20 protein-coding genes are annotated in these 25,710 nt (G+C 72.9%); 5 read left to right on the top strand and 15 right to left on the bottom strand.

Going from position 1 to position 25,710, the window contains the following annotated elements; genetic code table 11:
- Nucleotides 1-51: 51 nt before the first annotated feature.
- Genes GGE06_RS04990 through GGE06_RS04980 form a run of 3 tightly spaced genes read right to left on the bottom strand, consistent with a single transcriptional unit; the run spans nt 52 to nt 2,263 of the window.
- A complete protein-coding gene (locus GGE06_RS04990) occupies nt 52-1,041 on the bottom strand; it encodes an asparaginase (protein WP_116161544.1) in 990 nt (329 codons plus the stop codon).
- Nucleotides 1,041-1,364, bottom strand: a complete 324-nt coding sequence (locus GGE06_RS04985) for a chorismate mutase (RefSeq protein WP_116161543.1) — start codon at nt 1,362-1,364, stop codon at nt 1,041-1,043. The genes GGE06_RS04990 and GGE06_RS04985 overlap by 1 nt, the downstream gene beginning before the upstream one ends.
- 11 nt (nt 1,365-1,375) lie before the next feature.
- Entirely contained in the window at nt 1,376-2,263 is an 888-nt protein-coding gene (locus tag GGE06_RS04980) for a helix-turn-helix transcriptional regulator (protein WP_116161542.1), read from the bottom strand.
- Between the two features lie 82 nt (nt 2,264-2,345).
- Between GGE06_RS04980 and GGE06_RS04975 the strand changes: the two genes are divergently transcribed.
- On the top strand, nt 2,346-4,106 hold the full coding sequence (locus GGE06_RS04975; RefSeq protein WP_221517659.1) for a glycoside hydrolase family 35 protein: 1,761 nt from the start codon (nt 2,346-2,348) through the stop codon (nt 4,104-4,106).
- An 82-nt stretch (nt 4,107-4,188) separates the two neighbouring features.
- Here GGE06_RS04975 and GGE06_RS04970 read toward each other — a convergent pair whose 3' ends face one another.
- Nucleotides 4,189-4,959, bottom strand: coding sequence for a S1 family peptidase (locus tag GGE06_RS04970; RefSeq protein ID WP_116165598.1), 771 nt, complete (start codon nt 4,957-4,959; stop codon nt 4,189-4,191).
- 190 nt (nt 4,960-5,149) lie between these two features.
- On the opposite strand from GGE06_RS04970, the gene GGE06_RS04965 reads away from it, so the two are divergent.
- The gene (locus tag GGE06_RS04965) at nt 5,150-6,034 is read left to right on the top strand and encodes a zinc ribbon domain-containing protein (RefSeq protein WP_184930084.1); all 885 of its coding nucleotides are present in this window, start codon (nt 5,150-5,152) and stop codon (nt 6,032-6,034) included.
- 83 nt (nt 6,035-6,117) lie between these two features.
- On the opposite strand, the gene GGE06_RS04960 is transcribed toward GGE06_RS04965, so the two are convergent.
- Nucleotides 6,118-6,336, bottom strand: coding sequence for a hypothetical protein (locus GGE06_RS04960; RefSeq protein ID WP_116161539.1), 219 nt, complete (start codon nt 6,334-6,336; stop codon nt 6,118-6,120).
- A gap of 200 nt (nt 6,337-6,536) precedes the next feature.
- Between GGE06_RS04960 and GGE06_RS04955 the strand changes: the two genes are divergently transcribed.
- Together GGE06_RS04955 and GGE06_RS04950 are read left to right on the top strand one after the other, a co-directional pair.
- Nucleotides 6,537-10,130 (top strand): NACHT domain-containing protein, encoded by a 3,594-nt coding sequence (locus GGE06_RS04955; RefSeq protein WP_184930083.1) that lies wholly within the window; start codon nt 6,537-6,539, stop codon nt 10,128-10,130.
- 63 nt (nt 10,131-10,193) lie between these two features.
- Nucleotides 10,194-11,660: an ankyrin repeat domain-containing protein gene (locus tag GGE06_RS04950; protein WP_116161536.1), complete on the top strand. Its 1,467-nt coding sequence runs from the start codon at nt 10,194-10,196 to the stop codon at nt 11,658-11,660.
- Nucleotides 11,661-11,671: 11 nt separating this feature from the next.
- Here the strand turns inward: GGE06_RS04950 and GGE06_RS04945 are convergent, their stop codons facing one another.
- Nucleotides 11,672-12,097: a ribonuclease domain-containing protein gene (locus GGE06_RS04945; protein WP_116161535.1), complete on the bottom strand. Its 426-nt coding sequence runs from the start codon at nt 12,095-12,097 to the stop codon at nt 11,672-11,674.
- A gap of 319 nt (nt 12,098-12,416) precedes the next feature.
- Here GGE06_RS04945 and GGE06_RS04940 point away from each other — a divergent pair, with 319 nt between their 5' ends.
- Complete coding sequence (locus tag GGE06_RS04940; protein WP_116161534.1) at nt 12,417-13,316, top strand: tyrosine-protein phosphatase; 900 nt, start codon at nt 12,417-12,419, stop codon at nt 13,314-13,316.
- On the opposite strand, the gene GGE06_RS04935 is transcribed toward GGE06_RS04940, so the two are convergent.
- From GGE06_RS04935 to gltB, 9 genes are all read right to left on the bottom strand, one after another.
- The gene (locus GGE06_RS04935) at nt 13,241-14,992 is read right to left on the bottom strand and encodes a DEAD/DEAH box helicase (RefSeq protein ID WP_116161533.1); all 1,752 of its coding nucleotides are present in this window, start codon (nt 14,990-14,992) and stop codon (nt 13,241-13,243) included. The two genes, GGE06_RS04940 and GGE06_RS04935, sit on opposite strands and share 76 nt — an antisense overlap.
- Before the next feature lie 191 nt (nt 14,993-15,183).
- A complete protein-coding gene (locus GGE06_RS04930) occupies nt 15,184-15,855 on the bottom strand; it encodes a TetR/AcrR family transcriptional regulator (protein ID WP_116161532.1) in 672 nt (223 codons plus the stop codon).
- 40 nt (nt 15,856-15,895) lie between these two features.
- A complete protein-coding gene (locus tag GGE06_RS04925; RefSeq protein WP_184930082.1) occupies nt 15,896-16,414 on the bottom strand; it encodes a pyridoxamine 5'-phosphate oxidase family protein in 519 nt (172 codons plus the stop codon).
- A 62-nt stretch (nt 16,415-16,476) separates the two neighbouring features.
- Nucleotides 16,477-16,857, bottom strand: coding sequence for a VOC family protein (locus GGE06_RS04920; protein WP_181924664.1), 381 nt, complete (start codon nt 16,855-16,857; stop codon nt 16,477-16,479).
- Between the two features lie 70 nt (nt 16,858-16,927).
- Complete coding sequence (locus GGE06_RS04915; protein WP_184930081.1) at nt 16,928-17,647, bottom strand: vWA domain-containing protein; 720 nt, start codon at nt 17,645-17,647, stop codon at nt 16,928-16,930.
- Nucleotides 17,648-17,851, bottom strand: coding sequence for a hypothetical protein (locus GGE06_RS04910; RefSeq protein ID WP_246532307.1), 204 nt, complete (start codon nt 17,849-17,851; stop codon nt 17,648-17,650).
- A gap of 119 nt (nt 17,852-17,970) precedes the next feature.
- Nucleotides 17,971-18,924: an RNA-guided endonuclease InsQ/TnpB family protein gene (locus GGE06_RS04905; protein WP_312883028.1), complete on the bottom strand. Its 954-nt coding sequence runs from the start codon at nt 18,922-18,924 to the stop codon at nt 17,971-17,973.
- Between the two features lie 428 nt (nt 18,925-19,352).
- Nucleotides 19,353-20,813, bottom strand: a complete 1,461-nt coding sequence (locus tag GGE06_RS04900) for a glutamate synthase subunit beta (RefSeq protein WP_184930080.1) — start codon at nt 20,811-20,813, stop codon at nt 19,353-19,355.
- Nucleotides 20,806-25,368, bottom strand: coding sequence for a glutamate synthase large subunit (gene gltB / locus GGE06_RS04895; protein ID WP_184930079.1), 4,563 nt, complete (start codon nt 25,366-25,368; stop codon nt 20,806-20,808). Before gltB ends, GGE06_RS04900 begins: the two co-directional genes overlap by 8 nt.
- Between the last annotated feature and the right edge of the window lie 342 nt (nt 25,369-25,710).

Here is a 25,710-nt window from a genome sequence, read left to right as displayed (position 1 = left end):
GGGCCCTATGCTGCCCGATCGCCCCGTTCCCGGGCAGGGGGTATCGGGACCTCAGGCCAGGCCGGAGCCGTTCAGGTGGGCGAAGGCGGCGGTGATGCGGGGCCGGTCGTAGCCGGTCGGGCCCGCGGCGCCGCTGGAGATCAGGGTGTGGAGCAGGATCCGGGCCTTGGCGGGGTCGAGCGGGCCGGCGGGGATCAGTCCGTGGTGCAGCAGGTCGTGCTCGGAGCCGGGGCTGCGGTAGGTGTCGGTGAGGGTGGCGCCGCCGCCGGTGCGGGAGGCGAGGACGACCGGGATGCGCCGGGCGATCTCGGCGAGGGGCTCGACGAGCGGCGCGGGGGCGTGTCCGCCGCCGAACGCGGCGACGACGAGGCCCTGGAAGCGGTCGTCGACGGCGTCGAGGAGTTCGCCCCGGTCGCCGAGGGAGAGGGTCACCAGGGCGACCCGTACCGAGGGGTCGAGCTTCAACGTGCAGGCCGCGGCGGTGACGGCGGGGCGGAGCAGGATCCGGGGTTCGCCCTCGACGACGGTGCCGAGCGGGCCGGCACCGGGCGAGGCGAAGGTGGTGATCGAGGTGGTGTGGGTCTTGCGGGCGAGGCGGGCCGCGTGGATCTCGTCGCCGAGGACGACCAGGACGCCGAGGCCGCGGCAGCCCGGGTCGGCGGCGACCGCGAGGGCGGCGGCGAGGTTGGCGGGGCCGTCGGCGCCCGGCAGGTCGGGGCGGCGCATCGCGCCGGTGACGGCGATCGGCGCCCGCTCGGTGCCGCAGAGCAGGTCGAGGAGGAAGGCGGTCTCCTCCAGGGTGTCGGTGCCCTGGACCACGACCACGCCGGAGCCTTCGGCGACGGCCGCGCGGACCTCGTCCGCGAGGGCGGCGAGGTCCTCGAAGGAGAGGGTGGAGCTGGGGACCCGGCGGAAGTCCCGCAGGACGACGTCCTCGGGGGCGCCGAGCTCGGCGAGGACCTCCCGGCCGGTCATGCGGGCGGCGTCACCGCCCCGGGCGGAGATGGTGCCTCCGAGGGTGAAGACCGTGACGCGCGCCATCAGCGTGCTCCGTCCGCAATCGTCTCGTGGTGCCGGATGACCTCGGCGATGATGAAGTTGAGGAGTTTCTCCGCGAAGGCCGGGTCCAGTTTCGCGCTCGCGGCGAGTTCCCGCAGCCGGGCGATCTGGCGGGCCTCGCGGGCGGGGTCGGCGGGCGGGAGGTGGTGTCCGGCCTTGAGGACGCCGACCTGCTGGGTGCACTTGAAGCGCTCGGCGAGCATGTGCACGACCGCGGCGTCGATGTTGTCGATGCTTTCGCGCAGCCGGGTCAGCTCGGCGAGGACGGAGGGGTCGATGTCACTGGTGCCGCTGGTGTCGCTCATGATCTGCGAGCTTAGACGGATCGCGGGAGGATCGTGGGCGGGTGTTCGGGATCCGGAACGCTGGTGCTCCAGCCGCCGTGCACGGACCGCCCCTGCTGCTCCCGGAAGCGGATGGGCGCGGTGCCGACCCGGCGGGTGAAGAGCCGGGAGAAGTAGGCGGGGTCGTCGTAGCCGACGCGGCGGGCGACGGCGGCGACGGGCAGCTCGGTGGCGGCGAGGAGCTCCTTGGCGCGGCCGAGGCGGACGGTGAGCAGATAGTCCTTGGGGCTGCATCCGGCGGCGCGGCGGACGGCGCTGCGCAGCTCGGCGGGGGTCATGCCGTGCCGGGCGGCGTGCTCGGCGACGGACAGCGGCTGGAAGGCGTCGCGGGCGAGGGCGGCGAGGACGGGGTCGCCGTCGGCGTTGGTGTCGGCGCGGGCCCGGCGCAGGGCGACGAGCAGCTCGTGGACGGCGGCGCCGGTCTCGACTTCGAGGAAGGGGTTGCCGGGGCGGGCGGCGCGGGCGATCCGGCCGATGGCGGCGCGGGCGGGGGCGGCGTCGGAGAGGGGGACGACGGGCCGGTCGGGCTCGATGTAGCCGAGTTCGGTGTACGTGGCGGTGGCGGGTCCGGTGAAGTCGACGAAGGCCTCGTCCCAGCCGGTGCCGGGGTCGGCGGCGTAGTGGTGGGGGGTGCCGGGGGTGAGCCAGAGGAGTGCGGGGGCGGTGACGGTGGTGCGGCGCCCGTCGGCGCTGAGGTACCAGCCGCTGCCGGCGGAGACGACGACGGCGACGTGGTGGTCGAGGGTGCGCGGGCCGACGGTGGGCAGGGTGCCGTGCTGGAGTCCGACGCCGAGGCAGACGAGCCCGAGGCGGTGGTGGACGGGTCCGGGCGTGAAGTAGCGCATCCAGGTGTGGTACATGCCGCGGGCCTTTCCCTAACGTCCAAACTGCGACGATCTTTGTCCATGGACCGGCTCGCCGCCAGAGGGTGAGGGTGAGGCCATGAGCACGTTCGCTGTGGGTGACTTCGCTGTGGGTGACGAGGACTTTCTGCTCGACGGGCGGCCGGTGCGGCTGCTTTCGGGGGCGCTGCACTACTTCCGGGTGCACGAGGGCCATTGGGAGCACCGGCTCGGGATGCTGCGCGCGATGGGCCTGGACTGCGTCGAGACGTACGTCCCGTGGAACCTGCACGAGCCGGAGCCCGGCCGGTACGCCGACGCGGACGCGCTCGGGCGCTTCCTGGACGCGGTGGGGCGGGCCGGGATGCGGGCGATCGTGCGCCCGGGTCCGTACATCTGCGCCGAGTGGGAGAACGGCGGGCTTCCGCACTGGCTGACCGGGCCGCTCGGGCGGCGGGTGCGGACCCTGGACCCGGAGTTCCTGGCGCCGGTGGAGGCCTGGTTCCGGCGGCTGCTCCCGCAGGTGGTGGAGCGGCAGGTCGACCGGGGCGGTCCGGTGGTCCTGGTGCAGGTGGAGAACGAGTACGGGAGTTACGGCAGCGACCGGGGCTATCTGGAGTGGCTGGCGGGGCTGCTGCGGGACTGCGGGGTGAGCGTGCCGCTGTTCACCTCGGACGGGCCCGAGGACCACATGCTGACGGGCGGTTCGGTGCCGGGGGTCCTCGCGACGGCGAACTTCGGCTCGGGGGCGCGGGAGGGCTTCGCGACGCTGCGGCGGCACCAGCCGTCGGGGCCGCTGATGTGCATGGAGTTCTGGTGCGGCTGGTTCGACCACTGGGGCCGGGAGCACACGGTGCGGGACGCGGCGGACGCGGCGGCGGCGCTGCGGGAGATCCTGGAGTGCGGGGCCTCGGTCAATGTGTACATGGCGCACGGCGGGACGAACTTCGGCGGCTGGGCGGGCGCGAACCGGGACGGTGAGCTGCACGACGGTCCGCTGCGGGCGACGGTGACCTCGTACGACTACGACGCGCCGATCGACGAGGCGGGGCGGCCGACGGAGAAGTTCCGGGCCTTCCGCGAGGTGCTCGCGGAGTACGCGGAGGGGCCGCTGCCGGAGGTGCCGGAGCCGCCGGCCCGGCTCGGGGCGGCGGTGTCCGGGGTGCTCGACGGCTGGGCGCCGCTGGACGGGGTCCTGGAGGTCCTCGGCGGAGAGGAGACCGGGACGCCGATGCCGCCGACCTTCGAGGAGCTGGGCGTGGACCGGGGTCTGGTCCGCTACCGGGTGGCGGTGCCGGGTCCCCGGCAGCCGTACCCGCTGGGCGTGACGGGGCTGCGGGACCGGGCGGTGGTGTACGTCGACGGGCGGCCGGCGGGGGTCCTCGAGGGTGAGGACGCGGCGCTTCCCGAGCCGGTGGCGGGTCCGGCGCTCGTGGACCTGTGGGTGGAGTCGCTCGGCCGGGTCAATTACGGGCCGCGCCTCGCGGAGCCGAAGGGGATCACCGGGGGCGTGCGGCACGAACGGCAGTATCTGCACGGAGTACGAGCCCGGGCCCTGCGCCTGGACGCCTTCGACACGGAGACGGTCGCCAAGGTGCCCTTCGGCCCCGTCACGGAAGCTCCGGGCCTGTACCGGGGGGTCCTTGCCGTGGCCGGGGCCGGGGACGCCCGGCTGCGGCTGCCGGGCGCGACCCGCGGCTTCGTGTGGGTGAACGGCTTCTGCCTGGGCCGCTACTGGTCGGCCGGCCCCCAGGAGGCGCTGTTCGTGCCGGGGCCGGTGCTGCGGGAGGGCGCGAACGAGGTGTGGGTGCTCGAACTGGAGGGTGGGGGGCCGTCCGCTGTGGAGCTGGACGTCCTCTGAGTTCTCAAAATAAATAACGTGATCAAGCACGTGCAGGCGCCCCGGAGCCGAGGCCGCTCCGGGGCGCCCGTTCGCGGGGCCGCTACAGCGTGGCGGCGGCGGACTTGATGGCGGCGGCGAAGGTCGAGACCTCCGTGTAGACGCCGGGGAAGCCGGGCCGCGCACAGCCCTCGCCCCAGCTCACGATGCCGACCTGGATCCAGGCTCCGGCGTTGTCCTTGCGGAACATGGGGCCGCCGGAGTCGCCCTGGCAGGTGTCGACTCCGCCCTGGCTGTAGCCGGCGCAGATCTCGTCGCTCGGGACGAGGTCGCTGCCGTACGCCGCCTGGCAGGAGGCGTCGGAGACGAACGGGACGTTCGCCTTGAGGAGGTAGCGCTGCTGCGCCCCGCCCTCGCGGGCGGCGCCCCAGCCGGCGACGGTGAAGGTGCCGTTGTTGTAGGCGGTGGTGTCGGCGATCTTCAGGTTGGCGAGCGAGGTGATCGGGCTGGCGAGCTTGATCAGCGCCCAGTCCTTGCCCTGGCCGGTGTAGCCGGGGGCCTGGAGGACCTTGGTCGACCGGACCTTGATGGCGCTGCTCGACTGGAGGTCCACGACTCCGGCGGTGGCGGTGATGCTGGTGTTGGCGCCGGAGCCGCTGACGCAGTGGGCGGCGGTGAGGACGATCTGAGGGCTGATCAGGGAGCCGCCGCAGCCCATGGAGAGCCTGACCATCCAGGGGAACTCTCCCTGGGCGGCGCGGGTGCCGCCGACGACGGGGGCCGGGGCGGCGGAGGCGGTGGTGGTGGGCTGGAGGCTGACGGCCGCCAGGACGACGGCGCCTGCGGCCGCCAGCTTCTGGAGGGCACGGACCATGCGGTTCTGCTTCACGTGTCTTCCTTCACTCGTGGGGGGTCGCCTCGACGGAGGGATGGCATGTACGCGATGACATGCGCTCGTCAAGGCATGTCCGGATTATGAACAGCGCCCAACTGAGGCCACAAGAAAGCCTTTTCGGCCAGACCCGGTGGAGGGACCGTACAGTGGACGGGAGGGGGGATCCGGCATGCAGAACCGTGATGGGGCCGACCGTGTCATCCGCGGCTTCCCGCACCGCGCCGCCGTGCGGGCCTCGCTCACCGCGCTCTACCGCCGCCTCTCCCCCGACGGAGTGCACCGATATCCCGCCAGCGTCACCGCCGCCGACGTGGAACTCGGCGACGACGAGGACCTCCACCTCGGCGCCCAGCGGGTCGCCCGCGCCCTCGTCCGCCACCTGCAGCTGCCCGAGGCGCGCATCGTGGTGAGCTTCCGCCCCATGGAGTACGCGGCGGCCGTCGAGCTCACGGCGGGACCCGAGTACTTCGTGGAGCTCAACGACCGCTTCCGGACCCGCCGCAGGGACATCGGCGCGGCCCTGGCCCACGAGATCACCCACGTCCTGCTGCACCGGCTCGGCCTCGGCTTCCCCTCCACCGCGGAGAACGAGATCCTCACCGACGTCACCACCGCCTACCTGGGCGCCGGCTGGCTGCTGCTCGACGCCTACCGGCGGGACGGCGTCGAGAGCCAGAAGCTCGGCTACCTCACCCCGGAGGAGTTCGGCTACGTCCTCGCCAAGCGGGCCGAGGTCTTCTCCGAGGACCCCTCGCCGTGGTTCACCAGCGCCGTCGCGTACGAGGCGTGGGTACGGGGCCGGGCCGAGGCCGCGCGGGAGCGGAGCGCGCCACCGCTGGCCGGGGCGGGCTGGGCCGAGCGCCGCCGGTACTCCCTGCAGCGGCGCAGGGGCCGGGCCGCCGAGGACGCCCCGTACGCCTTCGAGGGCGGCGCCCCGGCGACCGGCGTCTCCTTCCTCTGCCCGGTCTGCGGCCAGCGCCTGCGGGTCCCGGCGGGACGCGCGCTGCGGGCCCGGTGCGGGGTGTGCGGCTCGGTGCATGAGTGCGGGCCGTAAGCGGCCGCGTACCGGCTGCTGGAGTGCGGGTCCTGAGGGGCGTCCTGCCGTCGCGGGGCGCCCCTCCCGGTGTCGACGCCCCATCAGAAGGGGTAGAGCCGCCTCACCACCTTCAGCAGCGTGTTCATGGTGCTGCGGGCCGCGGAACGGCGGTAGGCGTGCCGCGACCAGATCGTCGGCAGCACGACCCCGACGAAGACCAGCAGGGCGCCGAGGAGCACCAGGAGGCCGACGGGGCCGAGGAGTTCGAGGGCCTCGGAGAGCAGGGACACGGTGGACTCGGGACGGACTTCGGTGGACACGGAGGACTCCCTCTCGGTTGGGTGACGCGCGGAAACGGGGAGTACTCTCCGGTGCCCCGCCACCCGTCGGCGGATCCCGGGCGAAATCGGCGGACGCCGGACATCGCCGCAGGCCACGGCATACCCTGGGCCCCGGATCCGGGGTACCCCGGGGCGATCCGGGGCGCCCCGGTGTCGCGACCGGCGGGGAGGGAGCGTCATTGGAGCGGGGAGCGGAGGCCCGGCGGCGGTTCGCCGACTGGCTGCACGAGGTGCACGTGGCCGCGGGCACGCCGAGTTCCGACAAGCTGGAGGCCAGTAGCCGCGCGGCCGGGCGCAAGGGCCGCGCCCTCAGCAGCTCGGGCGTCCAGCGCCTGCTGAGCGGGAAGCTCGTCAAGGCCCCCGAGTGGGAGTTCGTGACGGCCTTTCTCGACGCCTGCGTCGCCTGCGCCCCGGCCTCCGCGCCGGTGCCCGCCGCGCTGGTGGCACGGCCGTTGTGGTGGAACCGGCACCAGCAGCTCGTCACCGTCCTCGCCACGACGAGGAGTCCCGCCCGGAGCCGGGGCGGACAGGGCGACGAGCCCTCCGACGCCCACGCCGTGAAGACGTACGCCCGGCGGGTCCGCGAGTCGTACGGACGGCTCGACCTGGAGGTGCTGACCCCGGACAACGACCAGAGCGTGCAGCAGAAGGTGGAGCTGCGCGAGGTCTTCGTCGTGCCGACGGTACGGGCCGATCCCCCGCCCGTGGAGCTCTCCCGCGAGCTCATGGTGCGACTCCTCCAGGGCGAGGAGCTCGCCGCGGAGGACGAGCTGCCGCCCGGCCTCGACCTGGCCCTGCTCGACAGCCTCGTCGAGGCCTACCGGCAGCGGCCGCCGGAACACGTCCTGGAGGTCCTCGCACGGGAGGAGAACCGCCGGGTCGTCCTCCTCGGCGACCCCGGAGCTGGCAAGTCCACCCTCGCGCACTACCTCGCGATGACCCTGACCGCCGATCCGGACCCTTGCGGCCCTCTGGCACCGCTCGCGGGACACGTGCCGCTCGTCGTCGAGCTGCGGCACTACGCGCAGCCCGCCTGGCGGCAGACGACGTTCGAGGACTTCCTCGAACACCTGTGGGTCACCGAGGGGATGGCCCTCCCCCGCCCGACGCTGTCCCGGCTTCTCGGGGAAGGCCGGATCATCCTGGTCTTCGACGGTCTGGACGAGATCTTCGACCCCGAGTTCAGAGCGGAGACGGCCCGCCGGATCGCCGGCTTCGCCGCCCGCCACGAGCGCTGCCGGGTCGTCGTCACGTCCCGGGTCGTCGGCTACCAGCGGAAGACGCTCGACGGGGCGGACTTCACCCACTACATGATCCAGGACCTCGACACCCCGCGGATCCACGCCTTCGCGCGCCGGTGGTTCGACACGGCCTGCCCGGAACAACCCGCGCTCGCGGACCGGCTCTTCAACCGCTTCAAGGACGCCGTCGCCCATTCGGCGTCCGTACGGGAACTGGCCGGCAACCCGCTCCTGCTGACCATCCTCGCCATCCTCGGCCGCCGCCAGACCCTCCCCCGCGACCGGCACGGGGTGTACCAGCACGCCGTCACGGTGCTCGTCGCCCGCTGGGACCGGGACGCCAAGCACCTCACCACCCATCTGTCGGGCTCGGTCGCCGACGCCCTCGACGCCCTCGGCCAGGTCGAACGCCTGGAGATGCTCCGTCTGCTGGCCCGCAGGATGCAGGAGGGGGCCGGCGGGATCTCCGGCAACTACATCCCCGAAGCCGACATCGAGGACGTCTTCCGCCAGTACCTCCAGCTCTGCGACATCCCCCCGGACGTCGCGCGCCGCGCCGCCCGCGCCATGGTCCAGCAGCTGCGGGAGCGCAACTTCATCCTCGCCCGCTACGGCGGGGGCGCCTGGGGCTTCGTCCACCGCACGTTCCTGGAGTACCTCGCCGCGGCCGACATCGTGCACCGCTACGAACACGAACGCGAGTGGACCCCCGAGGCGCTCGTCCACGAGGTCCTCCTGCCGCGGGCCCGGGACACGACCTGGCACGAGGTGATCCTGCTGCTCGCCGGACAGCTTCGCGAGCGCGACACCGGGACGCTGGTGGACGGGCTCGTCGACGCGGCGGCCTCCGGCGACCTGGGCGAAAGGCTGTCCCTGGCGCTCCGCGCGCTCGCCGAGGTCAAGAAGATCGGCGTGCTCGCCCCGCAGAGCACCACGGTGGTCGACGGGATCACCCGCGTCCTCGGCCTGGAGAGCCTCAGACGCGGGGAGTACCTCACCTTCGGCCCGTCGTACCTGCCGGTCGAGGCAGCCGCTCCCGCGCTGGCCTCCTTCAGCGAGCACTGGACGGGGCGCGGCCGCTTCCTGGCCTGGTTCCACGTCTGGGGTCAGTTCCTGCCCGGCCCCACCGCGGCCCGGCTCGCCTGCGCCCTGCACCGGGACGAGACGGCCGTCATCGCGTACGCGCGCTTCACCTGGTCGCCGGGCGGCCGCGCCGCCGCCGTCGCCGAACTGGCTGCGCGGTGGTCCGGCAGCCCCGTCGCCCTGGAGACGGTCAGGACCTGCGCCGTCCACGACGAGGACGTCCAGGTGCGGGGCACGGCGCTGCGTGCCCTGGTCTCCGCGACGGCCGACACCGAACGGGCCGAGGAGCTACACGCGTTCCTCCAGGACCGGGCGGTACGGGATCCCGCGCCCGGTCCGCGCAAGCAGGCACTGGACCACCTGCTGGCCGGGTACCCCGACGACCGCACTCGCCGCTTCTTCGAGCAGCGTGCGGTCCACGACCGGTTCGACGCGGTGCGCGCCCATGCCGAGAGCCTGGTGGACCGCCTCACCTGGCCTGACGGCGACGGCGGGGAGAAGCACGAGGACGCGCGCATCCCGCTGTTCGCGCGACAGCGCGCGCTCGCTCGGCTCGAAGGCCGCCTTGAGGAGGAAGGCCCCGAGAGCGAGGCCGAATGGGCACTGACGGCCTGGCGGTCCGGCAGGTACCGCCCGCTGGTCGAGCTGGGCGAGCCGTTCCGGCCGGCCTCCGTCGAGAAGGAGCTGGCCCTCTGGCTGCGGAACCACCCGGACGATCTCCGCATGCTGATGCGCGACGTCCACCGCCTCACGGAAGACACGCTCCGGAGCCTGTCGAAGGCCCTGAACCGGGACGTCCGGGAGTACCGGCCCCTGAGCTCGTTCAGGATCCGGAGCGCCGCCCTGGCGATCATCGGCCTCGCACCCGGGGAGGACACGCGCGACTTCCTCGTCGCCTGCGCCCGGGAGCTCCCCGACGACGAACTGCGGGTCGAGGCGGCGCACGTCCTCGCCGAGACACAGAACGACGATCCTGCGGTGGCCGCCCTTCTGCTGGACCTCGCCCAGCACGATCCCGTACCCGCCGTCCGGCTCTCCCTCGTCCGGTCGCTCGCCCGCGACTGCTCGCACCGCCCCGCCGTCCGTGACGTCCTGTACACGTGCGCGGCCGGCGACCCGGACGCCGACGTGCGGCTCCACGCGCTGAACTGGATGGCCCAGTGGTGGCCGGACCATCCCGGGTGGGAGGCCCTGTTCGGCACGGACGCCCCGGGTGGCGGACAGGACGAACGCCTGCTGCGACTCAAGGCGCTCGCCTCCGGCGGACGCGACGAGGAGCTGACGCGCGCGCTCGCGGCGGAACCGGAAGCGCCGGTCCGGGAGCAGCTGCGACACGTCCGTCTGCTCCAGGAGGCTCCCGAGCGCACGGCCCGTGCCGTGTTCCGGCACCGGCTGCTCACCGGATTCGGGCGGCTGCTCAAGGCCCGGAGGCGCGCGGCCGCCCCCTGACCCATCCGGCCGCCGTCCGCAATCGATTTGCGCCAGGGCCCGACGGAGGGTCAGGGTCGGGGCATGAGCACGTTGTTCGACGCGATCCGGCACGGGGACGAGGACGGGGCCGTACGCGCCCTGCGGGACGGGGCCGACCCGGAGGGCCGGGAGGACGGGGAGACCGCCCTGTACCGGGCGGCCGTCGACGGCGAGGCCGGCATCGTGCGGGTGCTGCTCGCCGCCGGGGCCGACCCGGGCCGGCTCAGCGGCGAGGACGACGGCGACCTGCCGCTGTGCGGGGCGGCCTGCGCCGGGCACGCCGAGGTGGTGCGGGCACTGCTCGCGGCGGGCGCCGCGGCCGACCAGGAGGAGTCGTACGGCTTCACCGCCCTCGCCTGGGCCCTCCGCCTCGGCTACGCCGACACGGCCCGGGTCCTCCTGGAGCACGGCGCCGACCCGGAGCGGCCGGGGCCCGACGGCGTCCTCCCGCTCGTCGCCGCCGCCCGGCGCGGCTCCAGCGGCTGCGTGCGGGCGCTCCTCGACCACGGGGCGCGGGCCCGGGAGGCCGCCCTGCGGGAGGCCCGGCGGTGGATCGGCGTGGACATCGCGGCCGAGCTGCGGCGCGGGCTCGTCGCCGGGAACGAGGGCGGGCAGACGTACGAGGCGGCCGTCCGGCGGATCCGGGAGGACGGCGGGATCACGGTGTGCGTCGAACTGCTGCGGGAGAACGGCGCCCCCGGGCGCGGTGACGACCGGGGGACCGGCCACGCGGCGATCGCCACGCTCCTGGAGGCCTCGCTCGGCCTGCGCACCCCGCACGAGGAGCTCGCGGCGCGGGCGCTGCACTGCGGCGACCCCGAGCTCGACGACTGGACGACGACGGTGGCCGAACTGGCGGGCCGGGCCGACGAGGAGACCTTCGTGGCGGCGGCCGGCTGGTGCGCCTACCGCGATCCGCTGCGCCGGGCGCTCGGCGCGCGGGTCCTCGGCGCGCTGCCTGGCTTCGGGCCGAGCGCGGTCCCGGTCCTGCGGCGGCTCGCGGCGGAGGCGGTGCCCCCGGCGCGGGAGCCGCTGCTCTCGGCGGTCCTGGCGCTCGGGGAGTGCGCGGACGCGGCCGCCGTGCCGGAACTGCTCGCGGCGGCCGGGCATCCCGACCCGGTGGTGCGGCGTGCGGTCGCGGCCGCGCTCGCCGGGATCGTGCCGCCCGGGCACGTCGAGGCGCTCGGGGTGCTGCTCGCGCTGAGCCGGGACGGCGACGCCCGGGTGCGGGACTGGGCGACGCTGGCGCTCGCCGAGCTGCCCGACGACACCCCGCTCGTACGGGAGGGGCTCGCGGAGCGGCTCGGCGACGCCGACCCGGAGACGGCGGCGGAGGCGGCGCGGGGTCTGGCGATCCGCCAGGATCCCCGCGCCGTCGACGCGCTCGCGGCGATCCTCGCGGACGGGGAGGCGGACGGCGCGCCGCGCGAGACGGCGCTCGCCGCCCTGGAACACGTCCGCGACCCGCGGGTCAGGACCCGCCTGGAGTGGACGACCCCGCGCCGCTGACCGACGGAACGTCAGCAGGCGTAGTCGATCAGGTCGAACGTGGCGTAGTGGTCGGAGGTGTAGTAGTCCTCGTCGAGCGCCTTCCCGGTCACGATCCGGCGGGCGCCGCGGGTGGAGACGCCCGGGGTCTTCACCGTGTACTCGTGGTAGTAGCCGTAGGTGTGGGCCGGCAGGACGCCTTCCCGGTTCTGGAAGACGACCCCGTCCTGGCTGTACGGGAAGGGGCCGCCGGCGTCGATCAGACGCAGGGTGTCGTACGCCTGGGTGGGCAGGTCCGAGTAGCAGATGTCCCCGACGGACGAGACCGCCGCGATCGAGGACACGGAGGCGACGGGCGCGGGGGCCGGTGCGGCGGTGGCCGGGGCGCCGAGGAGGAGGGAGGAGAGGAGGGCGGCGGCGACACCGCCGGCGAGGGTGATTCGAGGGGGGATTCGCATGACTGCGATGATGACGCGCGTAGATCCCCGTCGGGAACCCCAACTACCTTCAATTCCCCGGACGTTAACCGAAGCCTCCCCAACGTGCGGATCCCGTGGACGACGCGGACGACGGCGCCCAGGCCTCCGCGCACACCGGCGCCGCACACCCCTCCCGTTCGGCCCCTCCGGGTGCTACGTTCCTCGCCGACACGTCACCTAACTAACGTTAGATGGAAGAGCGGCCCCGCGGGCCCGTCCGCCCACGGCTGTCCCACCCGACTCCGTCTGCCGTACCGCCACCGGCCGTACGTCCGTCAGTCCGTAAGGGAGCCCAGCCATGCCCCTGTCCCGACGCGCCCTGCTCGCCACCACCGGCGCCGCGCTCCTCCTCGGCGCCGCGCCGCCCGCCGTCGCCCGCCCCCGCCCCGCGACCGCCACGACGATCCGGCAGATCCCGCTCCAGGGCGCGGTCAACGTCCGCGACCTCGGCGGATACGTCACCTACGACGGCGCACGGGTCCGGTACGGTCTGGCCTACCGCGGTGACCACCTCGCCAGGCTCACCGACGCCGACCTCACCGCCCTCTCCGGGCTCGGCCTCGGCACCGTGGTCGACCTGCGCATCCCGCTGGAGGTCGGCTACGACGGCGCCGACCGGCTGCCCGCGGGACCGGTCCCGGTCGCCCGGCCCGTCACCGACCACGGCCTCTTCGGGCAGCTGATGGCCGCGATATCCTCCCGCGACCCGGTGCGGCAGGAGGAGATGCTCGGCGGCGACCGGGCCGCCGCCTTCATGCGCGAGGTGTACCGCACCTTCGTCACCGACCCCGCCAACCGGGCCGCCCTCGCGGCGACCCTGCGGGACCTGGCCGATCCCCGCCGGGGGCCGCTGCTCCTGCACTGCACCTCCGGCAAGGACCGCACCGGCTGGACGAGCTGGCTCCTGCTCACCCTGCTCGGAGTGCCGGCGGCCTCCGCCCGCGCGGACTACCTGGCCTCCAACACCTTCCGCGCCGCGAACGACGCGCGCGTGCGGGAGGGCCTCAAGCAGGGCGGGCTCATGCAGAACCCGGACCTGATCGTGCCGCTCCAGGAGGTGCGGGACGAGTACCTGGACACCGCCCTCGACCAGGTCCGCACCTCCTACGGGAGCCTCTTCCGTTACGTGTCGGTCGGCCTCGGCCTGGAGCTGCGCGAGCTCGCGGCGCTCCGCGAACGGCTGGTGCCCGGGGCCTGACGCCCGCCCCGGCCGCCGCCCGCCGCCGCACCGCGCCCGGCACCCGCGCCGGAACCCCGGCCGGTGCCGGAGCCGCGCCCCGAACCGGCCGCCGCCCGTCCGGAGCCGCCCGTGCCGGCGGCGCCCCGGCCCGTGCCCGTCGTGGTGCCGGAGGTCCGGTTTCCGGTGGGGGTGCCGGACCCGCGGCCGCCGGACGTGCCGGGGGCGCGGCCCGCGGCCGGTGCGGCCGTGCCCGTACCACCGCCACCGGAACCGGACGGACGGCGACGGCGACGGCCGCCGCCCGTGCCGCCGCCGGCCGCCGCCGGCTTGCGCGCCGGGGTCGGCTGCGGCGTCTCGATGACGACGGGGACGCCCGAGGGCTCCCGGGCGCCGGTGAGCTCGGCGAGCTCCTCGTCGCTCGACTTGATCTGCGCCGTCCGGGGGCTGATGCCCGCGTTCGACATCAGCCGGCCCATGTCCCGCTTCTGCTCGGGCAGGACCAGCGTGAAGACGCTGCCGGACTCGCCGGCACGGGCCGTGCGGCCGCCCCGGTGCAGGTAGTCCTTGTGGTCGATCGGCGGGTCGACGTTCACGACCATGTCGAGGTCGTCGACGTGGATGCCGCGCGCCGCCACGTTCGTCGCGACCAGCGTGGTGACCTGGCCGGTCTTGAACTGGTCCAGGGTCCGGTTGCGCTGCGGCTGCGAGCGGCCGCCGTGCAGCCCGGAGGCCCGGACGCCGTTGGCCAGCAGCCGCTTGACCATCCGGTCCACGGACCGCTTGGTGTCCATGAAGAGGATCGTCCGGCCCTCGCGGGCCGCGATCCGCAGCGTGACGGCCTTCTTGTCGGTCTCGTCCATCACGTACAGGACGTGGTGCTCCATCGTGGTCACCGCGCCGGCCGACGGGTCGACCGAGTGCACGACCGGGTCGTCCAGGAACATCTTGACCAGCTTGTCGATGTTCCGGTCGAGGGTCGCGGAGAACAGCAGCCGCTGGCCGTCCGGCTCGACCTGCTTCAGCAGCTTCGTCACCTGCGGCAGGAAGCCCATGTCGGCCATCTGGTCGGCCTCGTCGAGGACCGTGACGGCGACCTGGTCGAGCCGGCAGTCGCCCCGCTCGATGAGGTCGTGGAGCCGGCCCGGCGTGGCGATGAGGACCTCGGCGCCGCGCCGCAGGGACGAGGACTGCCGGGTGATCGACATGCCGCCGACGACCGTGGTGATCCGCAGCCGCAGCGCGGAGGCGTACGGCGTGAGCGCGTCCGTCACCTGCTGCGCGAGCTCGCGGGTCGGCACCAGGACCAGCGCGAGCGGCGCGGTCGGCTCGGCGCGGCGGCCGGCGGTACGGGCGAGGAGCGCGAGCCCGAAGGCGAGGGTCTTGCCGGAGCCGGTGCGCCCCCGGCCGAGGACGTCGCGCCCGGCGATCGAGTTCGGCAGGGTCGCGGCCTGGATCGGGAAGGGCTCGGTGACGCCCTGCTCGGTGAGCGTCCGCAGCAGCGCGGCCGGCATGTCCAGGTCCTCGAAGGAGGCCACGGACGGCAGCGCGGGCGTCACCGTCTCCGGCGGAGTGAACTCCTGCGGCGGCGGGGGCGCGGCGGGACGACGGCCACCGCGGGGGCCCTTCGGCTGGGACGTGGACTTCGCCTGGGCGGTGCGGGGGCCTCGCCTCTGGGGACGTTCGGAGCGGGTCATTCGTGCCTTCCTGGCCGGTGCGCGGCACAGCCGGGGCCCGCACCTGCGCGATGCGGGCCCCGGCTGTCTCTACCCGGAACACGAGATACGGGCCCCGGCTGTCTCTCCCGGAGCACGCGATACGGGCCCCGGCTGTCTCTCCCGGGACGCGCGATACAGGTCCCGGATGTCTACCGGAACAATAGTGCGCCTCAGGACCTTCCCGCCCCGGCCCCCCGCTCCCCGGGCTCCCCGGACGCCCCGGGACCCCGTACGGCGATCCCGTCCAGGACCATCGACAGGTACTGGCGGGCGATCTCCTCCGGGCTGTGCTGTCCGCCCGGCCGGTACCAGGACGCGGCGACCCAGACGGTGTCGCGGACGAAGCGGTACGTCAGCCGGACGTCGAGGTCCGCGCGGAAGACCCCGGCGGCGACGCCCCGCTCCAGGGTCCCCAGCCAGGCCTTCTCGAACTTGCGCTGCGAGTCGACGAGGTAGCCGAAGCGGTCCTGGTCGACGAGGTGCTGGGACTCCTTCTGGTAGATGGCGACGGCGGCGCGGTGCCGGTCGATCTCCCGGAAGGACTCGGTGACCAGGGCCTCGATGGTCTCGCGGGGTCCGAGCTCGGCGTCGAGGACGGCGTCGTACCCCTCCCACAGCTCGTTCAGGAAGGTGGAGAGGATCTCGTCCAGCATCGACTCCTTGGAGTCGAAGTGGTAGTAGAGGCTGCCGGCGAGCATCCCGGCGGCGTCCGCGATCTTGCGGACAGTGGTGGCGTTGTACCCCTGGGCGGCGAACACCTCGGCCGCCGTGTCGAGGAGTTCACGGCGCCGCTCGGGCCCGCCGCTCACCTGGTTTTTCTTCTTGCTTGCTGTGTTCGGCACGTGCCCATTCTGGTCCCACCCGGCCCGTGCCACCCAGGAGTCAGGCCTCCTGCCTGGGCGGGCCGTCGTCGTTGCCGCGCCGGAGCGTCTTCGTCGGGCGTCCCTGCGCCCAGCTGCGCAACGCGATCTCCTCGCCGTCCACCCAGGTCCGTACGACCTCGGTCGGCTCCACCCGGAAGAGGTGGAAGGGCTGCGGCGCGCCCGCCTCGGCCGCGTACCGGCCCAGGGTCTCCCGGTCGGTGATCTCGACCGCCCGGCCGGAGATCCGGACGTCCCCGCCGCCCATGTCGGTGCCGGGGCCGGGGTTGGCCATCAGCGCGAACCGGGGGTCGCGGCGCAGGTCGAGCGCCTTGCGGGAGTTCGGCATCATGCCGAGCCAGAGCTCGCCGCGGCGGAAGTCGGCCTCGATGCCGCTGAGGCGGGGCGAGCCGTCCTTCCGCACGGTGGCGAGGGTGTGGTGGGTGTACTGCCCGAAGCGCTCCCGCACGATCGCGGCGAGCTCGGGCTCGGCGGCCTCGAAGGCCGACCAGGTGGTCGTCGGGTGTCCGGTGTCTCCCATGAGTCCAGGAAACACCGGATACCCGACAACCACTGTCCGGATTACTCCGGGGCGCCCTCGGTTCAGGAGGTCGCGGCGCGCTCGGCGCCGCTGCGCTCCACGCAGAACTCGTTGCCCTCCGGGTCCGCCATGGTCGCCCAGCCGGTGCCGTCGGCGTTCCGGCGGTCGTCGACCAGGGTGGCGCCGAGGGCGATCAGCCGCTCGACCTCCTCGTCGCGGGTGCGGTCCTGGGGCTGGAGGTCGAGGTGGATGCGGTTCTTCACCGCCTTCGGCTCCGGGACCTGGATGAAGAGGAGGTTGGCGCCGGGCGAGTCGACCAGGGCCTCCGGGTCGCCGGGGAAGTCGTCGTCGGCGAGCTTGGCGTCGAGCACCTCCGCCCAGAAGCTCGCCAGGGCGTAGGCGTCGGCGCAGTCGATGGTCACGTGGCGTACGAGAGAACTCATGGCCGCATGATCGCCCGCGCCCATGACCGGGAGCCAGCGAATTCCCGCCCCCGTTCAGAGCTGCCGGGGTTCATGACCGTACGACGCCCTGGGCCCGGGCCGCGGCGAGCCAGGCGGGGAACTCGGACACGAGCCGGTCGTACAGCTCGGCGTCCGGGACCCGGCTCGGGTCCTGGCCCGCGTGGAAGAAGCCGGCGTTGTCGAGGGGCCGCTTCGCCGGCACGTCCAGCTCGTCGAGCCTGCGCAGGAACTCGAACTGGCGGCTGCCGGGGTCGCCGAAGCCGATGAACTGCCAGAAGATCGGCAGCCGGGCCGCCTTGCAGACGTACCGCTCGGCGGCGAGCTTGTTGATCGGCCCGCCGTCGGTCTGGAAGACGACGAGCGCGGGCGCGGCGGAGCCGCTGTCCAGGTAGTGGTCGATGACGGCGTCCATGGCGAGGTGGTAGCTCGTCTTCCCCATGTGGCCGAGGCCGGCGACGATCCGGTCGATCCTGCCGGCGTGGTCGTCGAGCCGGATGTCGGTCTCCGCGTCGACGTCGGTGGAGAAGAAGACCACCGGCACCCGCCCGTCGTCGTCGAGGTGCGCGGAGAGCCCGAGGACCCGGTCGGCGAGGGCCTGGACGGTGCCGTTGGCGTAGTACGGCTTCATGGATCCGGAGTAGTCGATGACGAGGTAGACCGCGACCCGCTGCCCGCTGACCCCGTGCCGCGCGAGCGAGGCCCCGGCCTCCTTGTAGAGGCTCACCAGGGCGGGCGCGATCTCCTCGACCTTCCGCAGGCTCAGTGCCATCTACTGTTCCCCCTCCGACTCCTCGATGTCCGCGAGCATCGCGTCGGCCAGGTCGCGTTCGGCCGTGTAGTACCGCTCGGCCCAGGCCAGGGTGAGCCGGGGGTACACCCACGCCTCGTCCGCCCCCGCGTCGGCCACGTCCGCCCCGGCGCGCCGCCGCATGCCCTCGGCGTACTTCTGGTGCGCGGCCAGGATCTCCCGCATCCGTTCGGCATGGTCGCCGGTCTTTTCCGGGAGGAGCGTCCCGTCAACTACTCGACCCTGAGGGACCGGGCTTGCAAGTGGAGCACGGCCGGCTGTCGCGTGGTCCCCTGCGTCCGGAATCAGCATGGGCCGGTTCTGGGGCGGTTGACCGCGCCCCGCTTCCACACAGCCTCGCCCCGGTGGGCGATGTTGCGGGAGCCGTTGTGGTCCGCGTGCAGGACGGCCCCGCAGGACCGGCACACGAACCGTGCCTGGGTCACCCTGTTCGTGCGATGGGTGTGCTTGCACTCCGACCACTGCCGGGAGGTGTTGCGCGGATCCACGAAGACCACGGGCACCCCCGCCCGACGTGCCTTGTACTCGACGAAGCCGCCGAGCTGGGCGAACGCCCAGGAGTGCAGTCGTGCCCGCTGGTCCTCCTTGGCCGTGACCCTCTGCCGGATGCCCGAGAGGTCTTCCAGGGCGATCCCGCGCGAGGTGCGTTCAGCGGTGGCGACGAGCCGTTTGGCGATGATGTGGTTGGTGTTCGCGGCGTGCCGCGCCTCCCGACGACGGACACGCTTCAGGGCCCGCTTGGCGGACTTGGTGAGCTTCTTCTGCAACTTGCGCCGCAGGTCACGGTGGCGCTGCCGGTACCGGTTCAGCGCGCGGCCGGCGAGGATCTCGCCGTCGCTGGTGGTGGCGATGTTGACGATGCCCAGGTCCACGCCGAGGAAGCCGTCCGGCTCGAACACCTCGGGCTCGGGCAGGTCGACGGTGGCGATCAGGAAGAACATGCCGTCCCGCAGCACCAGGTCCGACTCCCCCTTGCGGGAAACCAGGAGCACCATCGCCTCGTCGGAGCAGACGAACGGGAGGTGCTTGAGCCGCCCGGCCACGGTCCAGATCGGCACGGTACGGGCGTCGGGGTTCCACGTCAGGATCCGGTCGTCGAACGGCTGCGCCGCGTCCTCACGGAAGACGATCGGCTTCGACTCCGCCCGCAGACGGCGCTTCGAACCCTCCCGGCCGAGGTTCCCGGCCTTGATGTTGCCCTTCAGGGCGGCGTAGGCGTCGCACACCTTCTTCACCACCCGCACCGCCGCCTGCGCCCCGATTGCAGGCGCGCAGGGTCGCCGCCAACGCGTCCGTGTCATACGCGGACACAGGCAGCGACTTCACCTGCACGACAATCTTCACGCAGAACACGCCAGTACGACAGGTGACGGGATATCAGCTTCCCTTCCAGGTACGGCGAAGAGGACTCCGCAGCTGCGCGGCTCCACTCCAGGGAAGCCATTCCTCCTGGGGCTGAAGCCTCGGGCTTCCTGGCTGGAGATCAGGTGAAGTACGGGCCCGCGAAAGCAGTCCGCACGACGAACGCGCTCAGCCCCCGCCGGAACGGACCCTCGCGCACCCGCACACCACGCACCACAGCGCCCCCAGGCGTCCGGTCGGGGACATTCAGGGGGCGCTGCGCTCAGTTCCGTACGTCGTTGTACGGGACGTCTTCGGGGGCCGGTCAGACCATCAGGGCGCGGTCCGTCGGGCGGATCGGGGCCGGCAGGGAGCTGGCGCCCGTCAGGTAGCGGTCCACGCCGCGGGCGGCGGAGCGGCCCTCGGCGATGGCCCAGACGATGAGGGACTGGCCGCGGCCGGCGTCGCCGGCGACGAAGACGCCGTCGACGTTGGTGGCGAAGTCGGCGTCGCGGGCGACGTTGCCCCGCTCGTCCAGGTCCAGGCCGAACTGCGCGACCAGGCCGTTCTCCACGTCCGTGCCGGTGAAGCCCATCGCGAGCGTGACCAGCTGGGCGGGGATCTTGCGCTCCGTGCCCGGCTTCTGGGTCAGCTTGCCGTCGACGAACTCGACCTCGATGAGGTGGAGGAACTGGACGTTGCCGTCCTCGTCGCCCTCGAAGTGGGTGGTGGAGACGGAGTAGACCCGCTCGCCGCCCTCCTCGTGCGCCGAGGTGACCTTGTAGAGCATGGGGAAGGTCGGCCAGGGCTGGCCGGCGTTCCGCTCGTCGCCCGGCTTCGGCATGATCTCCAGCTGCGTGACCGAGGCCGCGCCCTGGCGGTGCGCCGTGCCGACGCAGTCGGCGCCGGTGTCGCCGCCGCCGATGACGACGACGTGCTTGCCCTCGGCGGTGATCGGCGGGGCCACGAAGTCGCCCTCGACGACCTTGTTGGCGAGCGGCAGGTACTCCATCGCCTGGTGGATGCCGTTCAGCTCGCGGCCCGGGACGGGCAGGTCGCGGGCGGTGGTGGCGCCGGCGGCGATGACGACCGCGTCGTACCGGTTGCGCAGCGCCGTCGCCGGCATGTCGCGGCCGATCTCGACGCCCGTGCGGAACTTGGTGCCCTCCGCGCGCATCTGCTCGATGCGGCGGTTGATGTGCCGCTTCTCCATCTTGAACTCGGGGATGCCGTACCGGAGGAGACCGCCGATGCGGTCGGCCCGCTCGTAGACGGCGACCGTGTGGCCGGCCCTGGTCAGCTGCTGGGCGGCGGCGAGACCGGCCGGGCCCGAGCCGATGACGGCGACGGTCTTGCCGGAGAGGCGGTCGGGCGCCTGCGGCTTGACGTCGTTGGCGTCCCAGGCCTTGTCGATGATGGAGACTTCGACGTTCTTGATGGTGACGGCCGGCTGGTTGATGCCGAGCACGCACGCCGACTCGCAGGGAGCCGGGCACAGGCGGCCGGTGAACTCCGGGAAGTTGTTGGTGGCGTGCAGGCGCTCCTGCGCCGCCGACCAGTCCTCGCGGTAGGCGTAGTCGTTCCACTCGGGGATCAGGTTCCCGAGGGGGCAGCCGTTGTGGCAGAACGGGATGCCGCAGTCCATGCAGCGGCCGGCCTGCTTGCTGATGATCGGGAGCAGGGAGCCGGGGACGTAGACCTCGTTCCAGTCCCTGACGCGCTCTTCCACCGGCCGGGTCTGGGCGACTTCGCGCCCGGTGGTCAGGAAGCCCTTGGGGTCAGCCATGGGACGCAGCCTCCATCATCTTCTCGGTGGTCTCGGTCTCGGAGAGACCGGCGAGCTCAGCGGCGTCCTTGGCGGCGAGCACTGCCTTGTACGTGGTGGGGATGATCTTGCTGAACCGGGCCGCGGCGGCATCCCAGTCGGCGAGGAGCTTCTCGGCGACCGTGGAGCCGGTCTCCTCGAAGTGGCGGCGCACGACGTCGTGCAGCCAGGTCCTGTCGGTGTCCGACGGGGCCTCGATCGCGTCCAGGTTCCCGGAGTTGACGTTGTCCCGGTCGAGGTCGATCACGTAGGCGACGCCGCCGGACATGCCGGCCGCGAAGTTGCGGCCGGTCTCGCCGAGGACGACCGCCGTGCCGCCGGTCATGTACTCGCAGCCGTGGTCGCCCACGCCCTCCGAGACGACCAGGGCGCCGGAGTTGCGGACGCAGAAGCGCTCGCCGGTGCGGCCGCGGAGGAACAGCTCGCCGCCGGTGGCGCCGTAGCCGATCGTGTTGCCCGCGATGGTCGAGTACTCGGCCAGGTGGTCGGCGCCGCGGTCCGGGCGGACGATCACCCGGCCGCCGGAGAGGCCCTTGCCGACGTAGTCGTTGGCGTCGCCCTCCAGGCGGAGGGTGACACCGGCGGGCAGGAAGGCGCCGAAGGACTGGCCGGCGGAGCCGGTGAAGGTGATGTCGACGGTGTCGGCCGGGAGGCCGGCGCCACCGAACTTCTTCGTCACCTGGTGGCCGAGCATGGTGCCGACGGTGCGGTTGATGTTGCGGATGGCGACCTGGGCGCGGACCGGCTGGGCCTCCTCGGCGGAGGCGGCGCCCAGGGCCTCGGCGGCGAGCTGGATCAGCTCGTTGTCGAGGGCCTTCTCCAGGCCGTGGTCCTGCTCGACGCGGGCGTGGCGGACCGCGCCCTCGGGCAGCTCGGGCACGTAGAAGAGCGGCTCCAGGTCGAGACCCTGCGCCTTCCAGTGCGTGACAGCGCGGCTGGTGTCGAGCAGTTCGGCGTGGCCGACGGCCTCTTCGAGGGTGCGGAAGCCCAGCTCGGCGAGGAGCTCGCGGACCTCCTCGGCGATGAACTCGAAGAAGTTGACGACGAACTCGGCCTTGCCGGAGAAGCGGTCGCGCAGGACCGGGTTCTGGGTGGCGATGCCGACCGGGCAGGTGTCGAGGTGGCAGACGCGCATCATGACGCAGCCGGAGACGACGAGGGGCGCGGTCGCGAAACCGAACTCCTCGGCGCCGAGCAGCGCGGCGATGACCACGTCGCGGCCGGTCTTCAGCTGGCCGTCGGTCTGGACGACGATCCGGTCGCGCAGGCCGTTGAGCAGCAGCGTCTGCTGGGTCTCGGCGAGGCCGAGCTCCCAGGGGCCGCCCGCGTGCTTCAGGGAGGTCAGCGGGGAGGCGCCCGTTCCGCCGTCGTGGCCGGAGATGAGGACGACGTCCGCGTGGGCCTTGGAGACACCGGCGGCGACCGTGCCGACGCCGACCTCGGAGACCAGCTTCACGTGGATGCGGGCGGCCGGGTTGGCGTTCTTGAGGTCGTGGATCAGCTGGGCCAGGTCCTCGATGGAGTAGATGTCGTGGTGCGGCGGCGGCGAGATGAGGCCGACGCCGGGCGTCGAGTGACGCGTCTTGGCGACCCACGGGTAGACCTTGTGGCCGGGCAGCTGGCCGCCCTCGCCGGGCTTGGCGCCCTGCGCCATCTTGATCTGGATGTCGTCGGCGTTGACCAGGTACTCGCTGGTGACGCCGAAGCGGCCGGAGGCGACCTGCTTGATCGCGGAGCGGCGCGCCGGGTCGTACAGGCGCTCCGGGTCCTCGCCGCCCTCACCGGTGTTGGACTTGGCGCCCAGCTGGTTCATGGCGATCGCGAGCGTCTCGTGGGCCTCGCGGGAGATGGAGCCGTACGACATGGCGCCGGTGGAGAAGCGCTTGACGATCTCGGAGACCGGCTCGACCTCGTCGATGGAGATCGGGGTACGGCCTCCGGCGGCGAAGCCGAACAGGCCGCGGAGCGTCATGAGGCGCTCGGACTGCTCGTTCACCCGCTCCGTGTACTTCTTGAAGATGTCGTACCGCTTGGTGCGCGTGGCGTGCTGGAGGCGGAAGACGGTCTCCGGGTCGAACAGGTGCGGCTCGCCCTCGCGGCGCCACTGGTACTCGCCGCCGATCTCCAGGGCGCGGTGCGCCGAGGGGACGCCGGAGACGGGGTACGCCTTGGCGTGGCGGGCGGCGACCTCCTTGGCGACGACGTCGAGACCGGCGCCGCCGATCTTGGTGGCCGTGCCGTTGAAGTACGTGGCGACGAAGGCCTCGTCGAGGCCGACGGCCTCGAAGACCTGGGCGCCGCGGTAGGAGGCGACGGTGGAGATGCCCATCTTGGACATGACCTTGAGGACGCCCTTGCCGAGGGCGTAGATCAGGTTCCGGATGGCCTGCTCGGGCTCCAGGCCCTCGATGAAGGTGCCGGCGCGGACCAGGTCCTCGACGGACTCCATGGCGAGGTACGGGTTGACCGCCGCGGCGCCGTAGCCGATGAGCAGGGCGACGTGGTGGACCTCGCGGACGTCACCGGCCTCGACCAGCAGACCCACCTTGGTGCGCTGCTTGGTGCGGATGAGGTGGTGGTGGACGGCCGCGGTGAGCAGCAGCGAGGGGATCGGCGCGTGCTCGGCGTCGGAGTGCCGGTCGGAGAGCACGATGAGGCGGGCGCCGCCCTCGATGGCGGTGTCGGCCTCGGCGCAGATGGCGTCGATGCGGGCGGCGAGGGACTCGCCGCCGCCGGAGACCCGGTAGAGGCCGGAGAGCGTCGCGGCCTTCATGCCGGGCATGTCGCCGTCGGCGTTGATGTGGATGAGCTTGGCCAGCTCGTCGTTGTCGATCACCGGGAAGGGCAGGGTGACGCTGCGACACGAGCCGGCGGTGGGCTCCAGCAGGTTGCTGCCGGGGCCGAGGGAGGACCGGAGCGAGGTGACGAGCTCCTCGCGGATGGCGTCCAGCGGCGGGTTCGTGACCTGCGCGAAGAGCTGGGTGAAGTAGTCGAAGAGCAGCCGCGGGCGGGAGGACAGGGCCGCGATCGGCGAGTCCGTGCCCATGGAGCCGAGCGGCTCGCCGGCGGTGCGGGCCATCGGCGCGAGGATGACGCGGAGCTCTTCCTCGGTGTAGCCGAAGGTCTGCTGGCGGCGGGTGACCGAGGCGTGGGTGTGCACGATGTGCTCGCGCTCGGGGAGGTCGGAGAGCTCGATCTCGCCGGTCTCCAGCCACTCCTGGTAGGGGTGCTCGGCGGCGAGGGCGGCCTTGATCTCGTCGTCCTCGACGATGCGGTGCTCGGCGGTGTCGACGAGGAACATCTTGCCGGGCTGGAGGCGGCCCTTGCGGACGACCTTGGCGGGGTCGATGTCGAGGACGCCGACCTCGGAGGAGAGGACGACGAGGCCCTCGTCGGTGACCCAGTAGCGGCCGGGGCGCAGACCGTTGCGGTCGAGGACCGCGCCGACCTGGACGCCATCGGTGAAGGTGACGCAGGCCGGGCCGTCCCAGGGCTCCATCATCGTGGAGTGGTACTGGTAGAAGGCGCGGCGGGCCGGGTCCATGGTCTCGTGGTTCTCCCACGCCTCCGGGACCATCATCAGGACCGCGTGCGGCAGGGAGCGGCCGCCGAGGTGGAGGAGCTCCAGGACCTCGTCGAAGGAGGCCGAGTCGGAGGCGTCCGGGGTGCAGATCGGGAAGATCCGCTCCAGCGAGCCCTCACCGAAGGCCGTGGAGTCGAGCTGGGCCTCGCGGGCGGTCATCCAGTTCCGGTTGCCCTTGACGGTGTTGATCTCACCGTTGTGGGCGATGAAGCGGTACGGGTGGGCCAGCGGCCAGCTCGGGAAGGTGTTGGTGGAGAACCGGGAGTGGACCAGGGCCACGGCGGTGGCGCAGCGGCGGTCCGACAGGTCCGGGAAGAAGGGCTCCAGCTGGCCGGTGGTCAGCATGCCCTTGTAGACGATGGTGCGGGCGGAGAGCGACGGGAAGTACGTCGCGGCCTCGCGCTCGGCGCGCTTGCGCAGGACGAAGGCCTTGCGGTCGAGCGCGATGCCCGTGCTCTCGCCGTCGGCGACGAAGAGCTGGCGGAAGACCGGCATGGTGGAGCGGGCGGAGGCGCCGAGCAGCTCGGGGGCGACGGGGACCTCGCGCCAGCCGAGGACGTTCAGGCCCTCTTCGGCGGCGATGGCCTCGATCTGCGCGGTGGTCTCGTCGGTGCCGTCCTCGGGGAGGAAGGCGATGCCGACGGCGTACGCGCCGGCCTCGGGGAGCTCGAATCCGGCGACCTCGCGGAGGAAGGCGTCCGGGACCTGGAGCAGGATGCCGGCGCCGTCACCGGAGTCGGGCTCGGAGCCGGTGGCGCCGCGGTGCTCGAGGTTGCGCAGTACGGTCAGCGCCTGCTCGACCAGCGCATGGCTGGCCACACCGGTGAGGGTGGCCACGAACCCGACACCGCAGGCGTCGTGTTCGTTACGGGGGTCGTACATCCCCTGAGCAGCGGGGCGACCGTCCATGGGCGACCAGGCGTCGGAACGCATCGGCTCTCCCGTCGTCGTCGTGGCAATGGAGCTGCCGAGGGACGACGTTGGCCCTCCGCGAAATTTCGTGCAGGTTACATGATGGCTGGCTTCTCGATAAGTGGAAAGCTCGTTCCAGCATGCGGACACCGCCGATACGCAGCGGTGCTGTGGGTTCACCTGTGGGGTGCGGCGACAGAGGCTGTCCCGCGGGGGACGGATCGGGATCCGGAGGTTCTTCGGGACTCCGGCGACCCGTCGCTGAGAGTGGGCTTCGTTGCCCGGTGACGCTCAGGCCTCTTTCCCGTTGGTCATGGGTTCGAAACCGCCGAGTAACCGGCTACATATGTGGCGTCGTGCATA

Origin of the sequence: Streptomyces nymphaeiformis (assembly GCF_014203895.1) — a bacterium.
In the GTDB taxonomy this organism is placed as follows: Bacteria; Actinomycetota; Actinomycetes; order Streptomycetales; family Streptomycetaceae; genus Streptomyces; species Streptomyces nymphaeiformis.
The sequence above is the reverse complement of the archived record's forward strand: the minus strand, read 5'-3'. Positions and strand labels throughout refer to the sequence as shown.

Excerpts from the sequence above, each read along its gene's own strand:
- GGE06_RS04990 (WP_116161544.1), bottom strand. The coding sequence starts at position 1,041 with ATGGCGCGCGTCACGGTCTTCACCCTCGGAGGCACCATCTCCGCCCGG.
- GGE06_RS04985 (WP_116161543.1), bottom strand. The coding sequence starts at position 1,364 with ATGAGCGACACCAGCGGCACCAGTGACATCGACCCCTCCGTCCTCGCC.
- GGE06_RS04980 (WP_116161542.1), bottom strand. The coding sequence starts at position 2,263 with ATGTACCACACCTGGATGCGCTACTTCACGCCCGGACCCGTCCACCAC.
- GGE06_RS04975 (WP_221517659.1), top strand. The coding sequence starts at position 2,346 with ATGAGCACGTTCGCTGTGGGTGACTTCGCTGTGGGTGACGAGGACTTT.
- GGE06_RS04970 (WP_116165598.1), bottom strand. The coding sequence starts at position 4,959 with ATGGTCCGTGCCCTCCAGAAGCTGGCGGCCGCAGGCGCCGTCGTCCTG.
- GGE06_RS04965 (WP_184930084.1), top strand. The coding sequence starts at position 5,150 with ATGCAGAACCGTGATGGGGCCGACCGTGTCATCCGCGGCTTCCCGCAC.
- GGE06_RS04950 (WP_116161536.1), top strand. The coding sequence starts at position 10,194 with ATGAGCACGTTGTTCGACGCGATCCGGCACGGGGACGAGGACGGGGCC.
- GGE06_RS04945 (WP_116161535.1), bottom strand. The coding sequence starts at position 12,097 with ATGCGAATCCCCCCTCGAATCACCCTCGCCGGCGGTGTCGCCGCCGCC.
- GGE06_RS04940 (WP_116161534.1), top strand. The coding sequence starts at position 12,417 with ATGCCCCTGTCCCGACGCGCCCTGCTCGCCACCACCGGCGCCGCGCTC.
- GGE06_RS04935 (WP_116161533.1), bottom strand. The coding sequence starts at position 14,992 with ATGACCCGCTCCGAACGTCCCCAGAGGCGAGGCCCCCGCACCGCCCAG.
- GGE06_RS04925 (WP_184930082.1), bottom strand. The coding sequence starts at position 16,414 with ATGGGAGACACCGGACACCCGACGACCACCTGGTCGGCCTTCGAGGCC.
- GGE06_RS04920 (WP_181924664.1), bottom strand. The coding sequence starts at position 16,857 with ATGAGTTCTCTCGTACGCCACGTGACCATCGACTGCGCCGACGCCTAC.
- GGE06_RS04915 (WP_184930081.1), bottom strand. The coding sequence starts at position 17,647 with ATGGCACTGAGCCTGCGGAAGGTCGAGGAGATCGCGCCCGCCCTGGTG.
- GGE06_RS04910 (WP_246532307.1), bottom strand. The coding sequence starts at position 17,851 with ATGCGGGAGATCCTGGCCGCGCACCAGAAGTACGCCGAGGGCATGCGG.
- GGE06_RS04900 (WP_184930080.1), bottom strand. The coding sequence starts at position 20,813 with ATGGCTGACCCCAAGGGCTTCCTGACCACCGGGCGCGAAGTCGCCCAG.
- gltB (WP_184930079.1), bottom strand. The coding sequence starts at position 25,368 with ATGCGTTCCGACGCCTGGTCGCCCATGGACGGTCGCCCCGCTGCTCAG.